Annotated in this window: 7 protein-coding genes; all 7 read left to right on the top strand. The window is 40.7% G+C overall.

Annotated features, from left to right (window positions below; all coding sequences use genetic code 11):
- Positions 1–1938 (top strand): glycoside hydrolase family 97 protein, encoded by a 1938-nt coding sequence (locus DRF59_RS00615; RefSeq protein ID WP_115956365.1) that lies wholly within the window; start codon positions 1–3, stop codon positions 1936–1938.
- A 26-nt stretch (positions 1939–1964) separates the two neighbouring features.
- Positions 1965–3182 (top strand): SGNH/GDSL hydrolase family protein, encoded by a 1218-nt coding sequence (locus DRF59_RS00610; RefSeq protein WP_115956364.1) that lies wholly within the window; start codon positions 1965–1967, stop codon positions 3180–3182.
- 17 nt (positions 3183–3199) lie between these two features.
- The gene (locus tag DRF59_RS00605) at positions 3200–5722 is read left to right on the top strand and encodes a glycosyl hydrolase 115 family protein (protein ID WP_115956363.1); all 2523 of its coding nucleotides are present in this window, start codon (positions 3200–3202) and stop codon (positions 5720–5722) included.
- 270 nt (positions 5723–5992) lie between these two features.
- Positions 5993–8731, top strand: a complete 2739-nt coding sequence (locus DRF59_RS00600; RefSeq protein ID WP_115956362.1) for a T9SS type A sorting domain-containing protein — start codon at positions 5993–5995, stop codon at positions 8729–8731.
- A 398-nt stretch (positions 8732–9129) separates the two neighbouring features.
- Positions 9130–11763, top strand: a complete 2634-nt coding sequence (locus DRF59_RS00595) for a glycoside hydrolase family 3 C-terminal domain-containing protein (RefSeq protein WP_115956361.1) — start codon at positions 9130–9132, stop codon at positions 11761–11763.
- 62 nt (positions 11764–11825) lie between these two features.
- Positions 11826–13814 (top strand): alpha-L-arabinofuranosidase C-terminal domain-containing protein, encoded by a 1989-nt coding sequence (locus DRF59_RS00590; protein ID WP_115956360.1) that lies wholly within the window; start codon positions 11826–11828, stop codon positions 13812–13814.
- Positions 13815–13942: 128 nt separating this feature from the next.
- Entirely contained in the window at positions 13943–15643 is a 1701-nt protein-coding gene (locus DRF59_RS00585; protein ID WP_115956359.1) for a ribulokinase, read from the top strand.
- The last annotated feature ends 21 nt before the right edge of the window (positions 15644–15664 follow it).

Here is a 15664-nt window from a genome sequence, read left to right as displayed (position 1 = left end):
ATGAGAAAAAAAGTTTTATATATCGTATTCAGCCTGTTTCTTATCAACAAAAGCTTTGCGCAGGTAGCAGAAATTTCAAGCCCTGATGGGCATACGAAGCTTCAGGTTTTTTCAGAAGAGGGAAAAGCATCGTATAATGTTATCCTTCAGGGAAAAGCAATGCTTGAAAAATCCCCGCTGGGCCTGGTAACCAATGAGTCCGATTTTTCAAAGAATCTGAAATTTGTGGACAGCAAAAAAGATTTCGTTTCTAAGAAATATACGAACGAAAAAATCAAAAAATCTGAGGTTCATTATAATGCGAATACTTTAACCGTTAATTTCACCAATACAGACCAGCATCAGATCAGCATCGAATTTCAGGTGAGCAATAATAATATTGCTTTCCGCTATAATATTCCACCAATGAAAGAACGGCTGAGTGTTGTGGTACAGTCAGAAACTACAGGATACAGATTCCCGTCACAAACCACTACTTTTCTTTCACCTATGATGAAGCCGATGACGGGATTTGCCCGTACCGCACCAAGCTATGAAAGTGGCTATAAAGCTGATGCTGAGCTGGGAATACCATCCGATTACGGATACGTTTTCCCTGGTCTTTTCCATATCGGAAATGAAGGCTGGGTATTACTTTCTGAGACTGGAGTGAACAGTACATATTGTGCTTCACACCTTGAAACCACAGCAGAAAAAAGCCTTTACAAAGTAGCCTATCCGAATATTGCTGAAAACAACGGTTTCGGAAGTACCGGAGCAGCCGTTTCTCTTCCCGGAAAAACACCGTGGAGAACAATTACAGTAGGCAGCTCCCTGAAACCCATCGTAGAAACTACCATTCCTTTTGATGTGGTAGATCCGATGTATGAGCCTTCACAGGAGTATCAGTTCGGAAAATCTACCTGGAGCTGGATTCTTTGGCAGGACAAAAGTATGAACTATGATGATCAGGTGAAATTCATAGACCTTGCTGCTGCGTTGAAATATCAGTTTATTCTTATGGATGCGCTTTGGGATAAAAATATTGGAAAAGAACGAATGAAAAACCTTATTCAATATGCAAAATCGAAAAACGTGGGAGTATTACTTTGGTACAATTCCAATGGGGCAGCCAATGACGCACCGATGGGACCGAGAAACAAAATGAGCTCATCCATTGAACGGAAAAAAGAAATGAAATGGCTGAAAGAGACAGGCGTAAAAGGACTGAAAGTGGATTTCTTCGGAGGAGACAAACAGGAAACCATGCGTCTTTATGAAGATATTTTATCAGATGCCAATGATTATGGATTAACCATTATTTTTCACGGAGCCACTTTGCCGAGAGGCTGGGAAGTAATGTACCCGAATTATACAGGAAGTGAAGCTGTTCTAGCCTCAGAAATGCTCTATTTCTCAGAAGATGTACGGAAACAGGAAGCTTTTTTTGCCACGCTTCATCCTTTTATCAGGAATACGGTGGGAAGTATGGAGTTTGGCGGGACTTTCCTCAACAAATATTTAACAAAATCCAACAGGGATAAAAATAAAAGACATACCACAGACGGCTTTCAGCTGGCTACGGCAGTGCTGTTTCAGAATCCCGTTCAGATGTTTGGTATCATGCCGAATAACCTGACCGATGCTCCGGAGTTTCAGCTGGATTTTATGAAAGAAATCCCGACCCTTTGGGATGAAATAGTTTTCATCGACGGTTATCCCGGAAAATATGCTGTGGTGGCGAGAAGACATGCAGATCAATGGTATGTGGCTGGTGTAAATGCTGAAAAACAATCCCGGAAACTGAAAATAAAACTTCCGATGTTTGCCGGGAGAACCGTAAAGCTTATCAATGATGATGCAAAAGGAAGCTCATCAGAGAAAGAAATAAAAGTAAATGTAAAAGGCGACTTTACAATTGAAATTCAGCCGAACGGAGGATTTGTAATAAGAAATTAGAGATTAATATAATAAAAACAGGAAAAATGCGCTTCAAAAACTTATATATCTTTATCATTTCGGGATTTTTGGTTTCCTGCTCTTCCTCACAGAGTTTGGAAAAGCAGTTTTCCAAAGATCGGTGGCTCACTACCTGGGCAACGGCTCCCCAATTGGTGGAACCTAAAAACCTTCCGGAACCAGGGCTTTCGGGGAACACCCTGCGTCAGATTGTGCGTGTATTTGTAGGTGGGAAAAAACTGCGGTTACGTTTCTCCAACAAATATTCCATGGATAGCCTGGAGGTAAAAGCCGTTTCTATTGCCGTGCCGTCCGATAGCAGTAATGTGGATGCAACCAGCATCAGATCATTAACGTTTGAGAAGAAAAACAGTTTTAAAATTGCTCCCGGATCTGATATTTATTCTGATGAAGTGAACTTTAATCTGAAGCCTAATTCGTTGCTGGCCATTACCATTTCCTATGGAAAAGTAACCCAATCTGTCACCGGACATCCGGGGTCAAGAACAACCTCTTTTATTGTTAAAGGTGAGCAGGCGAGTTCAACGGTATTTAAAGATCCTGTAAAAACAGATCATTGGTATTCGCTTTTTAACATCGATGTAAAGACCGGTGAACCATCGTATGCGGTGGCTATTATGGGAAATTCCATTACCGACGGAAGAGGATCGGGAACCAACAGACAGAATCGCTGGCCGGATATTTTTTCTCAGCGGTTACTGGCGAATCCTTCTACCAGGAATGTAAGTGTCCTTAATTTTGGGATTGGTGGGAATTGTGTAGTGCGCGGTGGCTTAGGCCCAACAGCACTCGACCGTTTTGATTATAATATCCTCAGTCAGCAGGGCGTAAAATGGCTTATTATTCTGGAAGGAGTGAATGATCTGGGAGGAACAAGAGATCCTGATGACGCTTCCAAAAGAACAGAAGAACTGATTGCCGCTTATCAGGTGATGATCGATAAGGCACATGCTAACGGAATCAAAGTGTACGGAGCAACGATTCTTCCTTTTGCAAAGTCGTTCTACGACAAACCTTTCCGTATCGAGGCCTGGAAAAAAGTAAACGACTGGATCAGGAACAGCGGAAAGTTTGATGCCGTCATCGATTTTGCCCAACATATGCAGAGTGAAAATCCGGAAGTCATCTTAAACGATATGCACGACCATGATTTTCTTCACCCCAATGAGGCCGGCTACAGGAGAATGGGAGAATTTGTTGATCTGAACTTATTTAAAAATTAAAATCAAAAAGATATAGTATGAATTTTACAAAAAACATTTCGCTGTTTCTTACATTGTTGTTTATATTTTTTGTAAAAGCAGCCGAACCTTTTATTTCTTTTGCTAAGACAGAAAATTCAATAGTATTGAAAGAGCACAATTCAAGTTTGATGCTGTTTTCAGATAGCGATTCAGACAAAGGAATTTTACGTGCCGTTGCGAATCTTCAATCCGATTTTCAAAAAGTAACCGGTGTTCAGCCTCATCTGGTTTCCCAAAACTCTGGTGTGAACGGAATGATCATCATTATTGGTGAAGCAGGTAAAAGCAAAACCATTGATGGTTTAATCAGGCAAAAAAAACTGGATGGAAAAGCATTGGCAGGGAAAAGGGAAAAATATATCATTCAGAATGTCAGCAATCCTTTTCCGGGCGTTTCTGAAGCCATTGTGATTGCAGGAAGCGATAAAAGAGGAACCATTTATGGGATCTATGAAATGTCTCAGCAGATAGGTATTTCGCCTTGGTATTATTGGGCTGACGTTCCGGTTGAGAAAAAAGATAATGTATACTTTAAAAAAGGAATTTATACCGATGGCGAGCCTGCTGTAGAGTATCGTGGTATTTTCCTTAATGATGAAGAACCTTCACTCGGAGGCTGGGCAAGAGCTACATTTGGCGGAGTAAACAGTATGTTTTATGAGAAAGTTTTTGAGCTGATCCTGCGCCTTAAAGGAAATTATATCTGGCCGGCAATGTGGGGGAAAGCGTTTTATGATGATGATGCTCTGAGCGGGCCATTAGCGAATGAAATGGGTATTGTCATGGGAACTTCACACCATGAACCTATGGCTTTGGCACAAACCGACTGGCACAGGTATATCAAAAAAAATAACCTCCCGAATGTCTGGGATTATGCTAAAAATGCGGAGGTTTTACAGAAATTCTGGAAATCCGGACTCGAAAGAAGCAAAAATTGGGAAAAGCTTGTTACAGTAGGAATGCGGGGTGATGGTGACGAAGCGATGGGAGAGGGAACCAATATTTCCCTGCTGGAAAAAATTGTAAAAGACCAGCGCAAAATCATCGCTGATGTTACCGGGAAAAAGGCTGAGAAAACACCTCAGGTCTGGGCATTGTATAAAGAAGTTCAGGACTATTATGATAAAGGAATGAGGGTTCCGGATGATGTGATCCTGCTGTTCTGTGATGATAACTGGGGAAATGTAAGAAAGCTCCCTGATCTTTCAAAACCTTTGCATAAAGGAGGCTATGGAATCTATTACCACTTCGATTATGTAGGCGGCCCGAGAAATTCCAAATGGATCAACATAAGCCCCATCCAGAGAGTCTGGGAACAGATGAATCTTTCTTATGAACATAAAGTAGATAAGCTTTGGGTCGTGAATGTAGGAGATTTAAAACCCATGGAGTTTCCAATCAGTTTTTTCCTGGAAATGGCCTGGAATCCAAAGCAGTTTAATGCTAAAAACCTTTTGGAATATACTGAAAAATGGGCTGCGCAGCAGTTTGGTGAAAAACACGCCAAAGAAATTGCGAGGATGATTAATCTGTATTCCAAATACAACAGAAGAGTAACCCCTGAAACCCTTGACAGTAAAACATATAGTCTTCAGAATTACCATGAATTTGAAACGGTTTTAAATGATTACAGAGCATTGGCAGTAGAAGCTTTACGGTTAAAAGAACAGATTCCGGCAGAATACCAGGATGCCTATTATCAATTGGTTTTGTATCCAATAGATGCGTGCAGTAATTTATACGAAATGTACTATGCGGTAGCAAAAAACAGGGAACTGGCAGCGAAAAAAGATCCGGAAGCCAATTTCTATGCGGATAAAGCGAAGACATGTTTTGAAAGAAACGCTTATCTGGATAATCAATACAATAATGTGATCGCCGGAGGAAAATGGAAGCATATGATGGATCAAATGAGGATAGGATATAAAAGCTGGGCAGACGGAAAAGAAAATATAATGCCTGAAGTTACCTATATTTCCGAAGCTGAGGTTCCCAAAGAAAAAATATTTCAGGAGAAAAACGGCTATGTTTCCATTGAAGCAGAAAATTTTGCAAGAATGAACGGTTCAGACAGAATCCATTGGGAAGTAATTCCTGACTTTGGAAAAACAAGGTCGGGAGTGACAACATTTCCGCAGAATGCCTATCCAAAAGCTGATGAAAATATCTGGCTGGAATATGATATCAATTTTGAATCAAAAGGGGAGTTTGAAGTCCAGTTATTATTAGCTCCGACTTTAAATTTTAATCATAATAAAGGACTCCGCTATGAAATTTCTTTTGACAACGAAACTCCGCAAATTGTCAACTTCAATGGACATTACAAAGGAGAATTGGGAAGATGGCAGTCAGAACATATTATTAAATCCGTTACAAAACATTCGGTTCAGCAGGCTGGAAAACATACATTACGTTTCAGAGTGCTGGAACCCGGCATTGTCCTTGAAAAACTCCTGATCAACACCGGAGGATTACAACCCTCTTACCTGGGCGCTCCTGAAAGCGAAATGCTTCACTGAGTGACCCAATACTCATCACAAACAACACTTTAATTATGAAACACTAATCTTAATTCACATTCCAATCTGAAATACAGTTCCCTCACAGAGAATGAAGAGAAAGAACAGCGAATGATTTTGTAAGCAACTTTATTTAACAGATCGCTGCCTGATATAATTCAGGGTATTTTCCTGACGGTTTTTTGAAAATCAACCGTCTTGATGGGGAATCTATTGCCCTTACTTTAATTGTTTACGATCAAAATCACGACTATCTAAAACTAAACCATTATGAAAAAACTTTTAAATCTTTTCAGCATTCATTCTATATGTTTGTTTTTCAGCTGTCTGGTGTATGGGCAGCTTACTACTGTAAAAATTGATAAGAACACATCTTATCAGAAAATAAAAGGGTTCGGTGGATTTGTCTGCAGTCCTCAGTTTGCTTATAATCATATGTCTATATCAGAGATTCAGACGCTTTGGGGAGCTTCAAGTGAAGGTGGATATAATATTATGAGATTGTATATTCCCGAGAACAGCAGCAACTGGAGTTCTGTATTAGCTACAGCACAGCTCGCCAAATCTATGGGACTTACCATTTTTGCTTCGCCTTGGACAATGCCCGCAGCCTGGAAAACCAATAACCATGTCAATGCAGTGTATACTGATGCTAACGGAGTACAGCAGATCGGATATTTAAAACCGGAAAATTACCAGGATTATGCCCTTTATCTTAACAGTTTTGTTACCTATCTCCAGAACAACGGAGTAGAGCTTGATTATATCTCCATTCAGAATGAACCGGATGAAATGGCTCAGTATCAGGGATGTATCTGGACTCCTGCACAAATTACCACTTTCATCAAGAACTATGGGCAGCTCATCAACTGTAAAGTGATTGCCCCGGAAAGTGTGGGATTTACGGATAATTTTGCCAGTGCTTTGCTGGATCCTGCGGCAATGGCTAATTTTGAAGTGTATGGAGGTCATCAATATGGACTTATGCAGTCTACCTACAAACAATTTCAGAATTACAACAAAGAAATCTGGCAGACAGAATATCTGATTAACTGGAACTCTTCATCTACCCAGCCGGCCCGTGACTTCAGTTGGAATACAGATGCATTTACCTTTGCCAGCAGTGTCAACAATGCATTATTGGGTAATATCAATGCCTGGATCCATTATTCTGCCAAACGGTATTACGGATTAATGGGGGACGGAACTTACGGAACTCCTGCAGGTGTAATGACCAAAAGAGGTTACATCCTTTCTCATTATGCCAAATACACAATAGGAAAGACGAGAATAGATGCAAAATGGGATGACAAAACCGGAGTGTTACAAGGCTCTTCCTATATTTCCCAGGATGGAAACCAGGTTGTTCTTATGGTCATTAATCCTTCTCAGAACTCCTATAGTTTAAAGGTTGACCTGCCTTTTTACACGACTTCAGGAACAAAAGTATTGACCAACACGCAATCCAATATGGTGAGCACACCTATTTCTTTGAGTACAGCAACGTTCCGGCCTACCGCTGATATCAGCCCTTCCAGTGTCATGACTTTTGTTTTCAATAAAAGCGGTGACAGACCTGCTTCTCTGATGACAGGCGGAGATATTCATTATAATAAAATTGAAACACAAACTCCCACCAATACAGCTTTTGGGACAGGATTCAATATCAGCAATACAACGGTGACGTTCTCCAATCCAAGCCCTCTTATCAGTAATAACATGACTGCTGCTAACGGGTATCTTCAGCTTAATGACAGGTACAATAAACTGATCCTGCATGTAAACAGCTATACAACAGCGGGACAAAGCTATTCGGACAATACGACTTTATACTACATCAACAATCAGGGCGTAACAAAATCATATAATTATGGCAAGATTAATTTTCCGCAGGGAGGAAACTTCGATATCACATTAGATATTTCAAGACAGGTTCTTACAGACGGATGCAAAGGAATTTTAGGACTGAGAAATTCCAATTACAGCTCTGTTCTGACCCTTAATCTGGGTGATGTTTATTTCAATGTAGGTAATGAAATTGCTTCTAAATTCGGAGGAACCTATTCTGCAAGCGACAGCTATCTGATGGATGCACTGGAAAATGGTTACTATACCTCAGTAGACTTCAGAAATGCATCAGGAGTTACATCCTCCAATAACTGGCAGCCTATGAGCGCCAACACTAACAGCATTTATTATGTAAATTCAAACGTAAGCTCATCTGCCAATAATGTGATTGCAGGTACAGCATGTTCAAATCTTGTCCTTTCCGGTCAGGGTAAGGATTTTCAGGTGCCGTTTAACTTCACAGCCAATACAGCTTCTTACAGCCGTACATTTAATGGTTATGACGTGCTGATCTTACCATTCCAGGCTAATATACCTTCAGGAGTTACTGCTTTTATGATGTCTCCGGATGTAGGTAATATCAACTGTACTGCAATTTCAAACGGGATCATTCCTGCGAATACTCCGGTAATCATCAATGCGACAGGGAATATTACTTTCAACGGTTCAGGAAATGTTTCTACCCCGAAAGCTATCACAGTCAACCAGATGAACGGAGTATATCAGAGTATCAAAGTTCCGGCGAATGCCTATGTGCTGAAAACTGAGAACGGAGTAACAGGCTTCTATAAAGTAACTGCCGGAAGTGAACCTGCAATAGGATCTTTCAAAGCATATCTTACAGAAGAAAATGCCTATTCAGCTAATGTTCTTCCTTTAAATTTCGGATCGTTAAGTGCCAGAAACATTTCTGCTGAAGCTAAAAAAGAAGGGATAAAAATATATCCCAACCCGGTAAAAGCAGAACTTTTCATTGATTCTGATCTGTCAGAAGCAGCTGCCACCATTTTTGACGGTAGGGGAAGTGTCATCAGATCCGGATTGAAAATAAATTCAGGGAAAAACCAAATTAATGTGGGAGATTTCCCGGCCGGTATTTACTTTATTGAGGTTACTCAAAAAAATAATACAGTCGTAAAACAAAAATTCATCAAAGAGTAAACTGAATCCGAAGCCATCATGAGCACTGCTTATGGTGGCTTTATTTCCACAATTTAGTAGATGAAAACCAAAGTAAGTAGGATTTATTCTTAATTTAAGTGTATTATTTACATTTATTTAAAATAGAACGTTATATTTGTTTTTTATTGCATTGCTGCCCAATGATAAGGCAATGTGTAAAAAATAAGAATGAAAACATAATTATCCATGAAGATATGTGAAATCAGTGGTTAAATCATTATTTGCAGAATCCACAAAAGTTTTTAGGACTTTACTGACCTCTAATTATTATAAAGAAATATGCGCAGTCATCTGTGAAAATCCGTGAAATCTGTGGTTAGAAATCATTATTTACAGAATCCACAAAGTCTTAGGACTTTATCGAAACCATACTACCTATGAAAAGAATCATATTAATCCTATGTGCAACCCTGGCAGCACCTTTATTTTTTGCTCAGAGCCATTATAAATACCCGTTCAGAAACCCGGATCTTCCGGTTAATGAAAGAATAGAGAACCTTCTTTTTTTATTGACAACAGAAGAAAAGATAGGAATGATGATGGATAACTCCCAGGCAGTTCCCCGTCTGGAAATTCCAGCCTACGGATGGTGGAATGAAGCACTTCATGGAGTTGCCAGAGCAGGAACAGCTACTGTTTTCCCTCAGGCGATCGGGATGGCAGCCACATGGGATGTTCCGGAGCATTTTAAAACTTTTGAAATGATTTCTGATGAAGCACGGGCAAAATACAACAGATCTTTTGATGAAGCTCTGAAAACAGGACGGTACGAAGGACTGACCTTCTGGACACCCAATATCAATATTTTCCGTGACCCAAGATGGGGAAGAGGCCAGGAAACTTATGGCGAAGACCCATATCTGACCTCTGTTCTGGGCGTTGCAGCAGTAAAAGGTCTGCAGGGAAACGACCCGAAATATTTTAAAACCCACGCTTGTGCCAAACATTTTGCAGTACACAGCGGACCGGAATGGAACCGCCATTCCTACAATGCAGAAATTTCAAAAAGAGATCTGTATGAAACGTATCTTCCTGCTTTCAAAGCATTGGTTCAGGAAGGAAATGTAAGAGAAGTAATGTGTGCCTACAATGCTTTTGACGGGCAGCCATGTTGTGCAAACAATACTTTACTTACTGAAATTCTCCGTGGAAAATGGAAGTATGACGGAATGGTGGTCTCAGACTGCTGGGCACTGGCCGATTTCTTTCAGAAAAAATACCATGGCACTCATCCTGATGAAAAAACAACCGCAGCAGATGCCCTGAAACACTCCACGGATCTGGAATGCGGAGATACCTATAACAATCTGAACAAATCTCTGGCCAGCGGACTGATTACCGAAAAGGATATTGATGCGTCGATGCGCAGAATCCTGAAAGGCTGGTTTGAGCTGGGAATGCTTGATCCGAAATCTTCCGTTCACTGGAATGCAATTCCGTATTCTGTAGTCGATTCTGAAGAACATAAAAAGCAGGCACTGAAAATGGCACAAAAATCAATTGTGCTTATGAAAAATGAAAAGAATATTTTACCTCTCAGCAGAAGTATTAAAAAAATTGCCGTTGTAGGTCCGAATGCTGATGACGGATTGATGCAGTTAGGAAACTATAACGGAACTCCTTCTTCCATTGTAACGATTTTAGATGGAATCAAAACCAAATTCCCGAATGCTGAAATTATATATGAAAAGGGAAGTGAAGTCACAGATCCTTCGTCCAGGACGTCACTCTATCAGAATTTCATCAGTCATAAAAACGGCGCGAAAGGAATGAAAGTAGAGTTCTTTAATAACAATGAATTCAAAGGGCAGCCGGCCAATACTTCCGTAAATTCAACCGCCATCAGCTACAACAGTTTTGGAGGAACCCAGTTGGCACCCAATGTAGGAAGAGAAAATACCTCAGCGATCATTTCAGGGATTTTCAAAAGTACCTATACAGGAGAGGTCGTGTTTTCTGCTTCCACTTCCGATGTCTATACCCTTTTCGTGGACGGAAAAGAAATCGCAACAAGAAAAGGACCGGATGCAAGACATCCTTCAGAGTTTCCTGTAAAAATGGAAAAAGGAAAAGAATATCAGATAGAGCTGCGTCATACACAAAAAGGAAAATATGTAAGCATCACCTTTGAAGTCTACAGAGAAGACCCTGTTAATTTTGCTTCGGTCAGAGAAAAGGTGAAAAGTGCGGACGTCATTGTCTTTGCAGGCGGACTTTCTCCAAGTCTGGAAGGCGAAGAGATGATGGTGAATGCAGAAGGCTTCAAAGGAGGAGACAAAACTTCGATTGCCCTTCCTAAAGTCCAGCGGGAACTGTTAGCGGAGCTTAGAAAAACCGGAAAGCCTGTTGTTTTTGTTCTTTGTACCGGAAGTGCGCTGGGACTGGAACAGGATGAGAAAAATTATGATGCCCTGTTGAATGCCTGGTATGGCGGACAATCAGGAGGAACAGCCGTAGCAGATGTTTTGGCAGGTGATTATAACCCTTCCGGAAAATTACCCATTACCTTTTACAAAAACCTTGAACAGCTGGACAATGCTCTTTCAAAGACAAGTAAACACGAAGGATTTGAAAATTATGATATGCAGGGAAGAACGTACCGTTATATGACGGAAAAGCCTCTTTATCCGTTCGGGCATGGTTTGAGCTATTCAAAATTTGTTTACGGAGATTCAAAGCTGAGCAAAAATATGATCAATACAAACGAAAATGTAACGATCACAATTCCGGTAACCAATGTTTCAGAAAGGGATGGTGAAGAAGTCGTTCAGGTCTATATCAAAAGAAATAATGATGCCCAGGCACCAGTAAAAACATTAAGAGCTTTTGAAAGAGTTTTAATCAAATCTAAAGAAACAAAAAATATGCAGCTAACCCTCTCTAAAGACTCATTTGCCTTCTATGATGAAAAAGCAGATGACCTGGTTTCAAAACCCGGTGAGTATACCATTTTTTATGGCGGAACTTCTGATGATGCAGGGTTGAAAAGTATTCCGTTAACAGTAAAATAAAATTGATTCGGAACAATTGAAACCATTGCAAGCCTACAATAGCTTTCAAAAATATATGACCTATGACAACAAAAAATAAAATATTTTTCATCGCGATTTCCCTTAGTGCTGCTTTTTTTTCGGCTCAGAATAATACAGTCCGTACTTTTAATCTGGATCTGAAAGAAACTCCGGCACCTGTTAAAATACAACCTACCATGTACGGGATTTTCTTTGAAGACATCAATTTTGCAGCTGATGGCGGATTGTATGCGGAACTGATTAAAAACCGCAGCTTTGAATTTGACGAACCTTTCACAGGCTGGAAACAGCCCAACACAAAAACACTTTCTCCTAATCTGGATTCCGGATTTCTGACCATTTATTCTGATCCTGCCAAAACCAATAAGAATTACGCGAGAATTACTGTCCTGAACGATAAAAATTATATTCTAGAGAATGAAGGATTCAGGGGAATAGGTCTTCATCAGGGAGAACAATATGATTTCAGCTTTGATCTGGAGAATGTTTCAGGAAATGTTGCTGCGGTAAATGCAAGTCTTGTTGATGAAAATGGAAAGGAAATTTCTTCAGTTTCCACACTCATCAAAGGAAAAGGATGGCAGAAGTATACTGCAGTTTTCAAATCACCAAAAACCGTAGAAAAAGCAAAACTGCGGATTACATTTACCGGAAAAGGCATTGTCAACATGGATATGATCTCACTCTTCCCGCAGGATACCTGGAAAGGCAGAAAAGGCGGCTTGCGAAAAGACCTCGTTCAGAAATTATATGATCTGCAGCCCGGATTTTTAAGGTTTCCGGGTGGCTGTATTGTAGAGGGAAGAACTTTGGCAGAACGCTATCAGTGGAAAAAAACAATAGGAAATATAGCAGACCGCGAATATCTTATCAATAAATGGAGTACAGGATTTCCGCACAGGCTTACACCGGATTACGGACAGTCTTTCGGGTTAGGATTTTTTGAATATTTCCAGCTTTCCGAAGATCTTGGCGCAGAACCTGTTCCTATTCTGAGCTGTGGAATGGCATGCCAGTTCAATACCGCAGAGCTGGTGAAAATGGAAGATCTGGATCCTTATATTCAGGATGCCCTGGACCTTATTGAATTTGCCAACGGAGATTCCGGAACAAAATGGGGAAGAATCCGTACTGAAATGGGACATCCAAAGCCTTTTAATCTAAAATTTATCGGAGTAGGAAATGAACAGTGGGGAGCAGATTATATTGAACGTTATAAAGTATTTGAAAAAGCCATTCACACAAAATATCCTGATATGAAGATCATCTCCGGAAGCGGGCCGTCACCCGATGGCGAATTCTTCGAATATGGCTGGAAAGAGCTGAAACAGCTCAATGCACAGATTGTAGATGAACATTATTACAACTCTCCCGAATGGTTCATGAAAAATGCCGGAAGGTATGACGAATATGACCGTTCAGGACCAAAAGTTTTTGCCGGAGAATATGCAGCCCAGTCTGTAGGTGTGGTAAAACCTGATAATAAAAATAACTGGCTTACGGCCCTTTCGGAAGCCGCTTTTATGACCGGTCTTGAAAGAAATGCAGATGTGGTCTATATGACTTCGTACGCACCGCTTTTTGCCCATGCTGACGGCTGGCAGTGGACACCCGATCTCATCTGGTTCAATAATCTGAAATCCTACGCGACTCCGAATTATTATGTTCAGAAATTATTTTCCAACAATAAAGGAACGGATGTACTGAAAATAGAGAGCAACGGAAAAGCAGTATCCGGCCAGGAAAAATTATACGCTACGGCAGCAAAAGACGCGAAAACTCATGAAATCATTATTAAAATAGTTAATGCTGATACTCAGGCTAAAACAATAAATATCAAACCCGGAACTCTGAAAACAGGTAAGAAAATAACCAAAATCCTTCTGTCTGCGCCACAGCTTTCTACTGAAAATAATTTCGATGCTGAGCCTATAAAACCTAAAGAAGAGATTTATGAAGCCAAAAATGGGGAAATTTCAACGGAAATTCCGGTCAATTCTTTGGTGGTTTTAAAGTTAAAAACAATTTAATTAACTGTAATTCAGTATTTTATTAAAAATAAGTGTTATTTTTACATTTATTTAATATAGAATCTTATATTTGTTTTTATCTCATCAGGAGAAATTAAAATCTCAACAATCAAAAACGTTTCACCACCATGAAAAAATATGTTATAGGGCTGGACTATGGTACAGATTCCGTACGGGCCGTCCTTATTGATACTGAAAACGGTTCCGAAATAACTTCTTCAGTCAGCTACTACCAGAGATGGAAGGAAGGTAAATTTTGTAATCCCTCAACCAACAGTTTCAGACAGCATCCTTCAGATCATATTGAAGGCCTGGAAAAGACTATTTCAGGAATAGTAAGAGAAAGCGGGATACCGGCAGAGCAGATCGTCAGTATTTGTATTGATACCACAGGCTCTTCACCGTTACCAGTAACAAGTGACGGAACAGCCCTGGCCCTGGTTCCTGGATTTGAAGAAAATCCGAATGCCATGATGGTTTTATGGAAAGATCATACCGCTATCCGTGAAGCTGAAGAAATCAATATGCTGGCAAGAACATGGGGTGGTGAAGATTATACAAAATATGAAGGCGGTATTTACTCTTCAGAATGGTTCTGGGCTAAAATACTGCACATCAGCAGAGCTGATGCAGAAGTAAAAAATGCAGCTTATAGCTGGATGGAACACTGTGATTATCTGACTTTCCTTTTATCAGATCATAAAGACCTGGCCACGTTCAAAAGAAGCCGTTGTGCTGCCGGCCATAAAGCCATGTGGCATGACTCGTGGGACGGTCTGCCTTCCGAAGAATTCCTCAACAGGCTTGATCCTTCTCTGGGAGCGCTCAGAGCAAGATTATACCGTGAAACCTATACTTCAGATGAAATTGCCGGCTACCTGAATGAAGAATGGGCCGCAAAAACCGGTCTTACCACCAAAACCATCATTACCGTAGGAACCTTTGATGCCCATTCAGGAGCTGTAGGAGCCAGAGTGGAAGAAAATACACTGATCAGAATCATGGGAACTTCCACCTGCGATATTATGGTAGCCTCACAGGAAGCTATCGGGGATACAACCGTAAAAGGAATATGCGGACAGGTTGAGGGTTCCGTAATTCCAGGATTGATAGGGCTTGAAGCAGGACAGTCTGCCTTTGGAGATGTGCTGGCATGGTATAAAGATATTCTGATGTGGCCGGTTCACCAGGTGATGATACATTCCGAAAGTATTTCAGAGGAGCAGAAGACAAAGCTTACTGAAGAAATGGAGGACGGGCTTATCAGAAAATTGACCCTTGAAGCAGAAAAAATTCCTCTTTCCGATGCGGTTCCGGTTGCCTTAGACTGGGTAAACGGAAGAAGAACACCGGATGCAGATCAGGAACTTAAAGCAGCGATCACTCAGCTTTCTTTGGGAACAAAAGCTCCCCATGTTTTTAAAGCTTTGGTGAATGCCATTTGCTTCGGAGCTAAAAAGATCGTAGACCGTTTTGAAGAGGAAGGTGTGAAAATCAATAAAGTGATCGGAATCGGAGGAGTCGCAAGGAAATCACCATTTATCATGCAGACCCTCGCTAATGTTCTGGATATGCCGATTGTTGTTGCCGCTTCAGACCAGACTCCTGCTTTGGGAGCTGCTGTTTATGCGGCCGTGTCAGCAGGAATTTATCCGACCGTTCAGGAAGCCAGTATGAAAATGGGCTCCGGATTTGAAGCGGAATACCAGCCGAAAGCCGAAGAAGTGCAGCACTACAGAGAACTAATGCAGCAATACCAGAAGCTTGCTGATTTTGTAGAATATAATACCAGACTGAAAAACAACAGGAAAGAACTTCAGAACTCCTGAATATTAACCTTTTGAATGATA

Source organism: Chryseobacterium flavum (genome assembly GCF_003385595.1).
Classification (GTDB): domain Bacteria; phylum Bacteroidota; class Bacteroidia; order Flavobacteriales; family Weeksellaceae; genus Chryseobacterium; species Chryseobacterium flavum.
The sequence above is the reverse complement of the archived record's forward strand: the minus strand, read 5'-3'. Positions and strand labels throughout refer to the sequence as shown.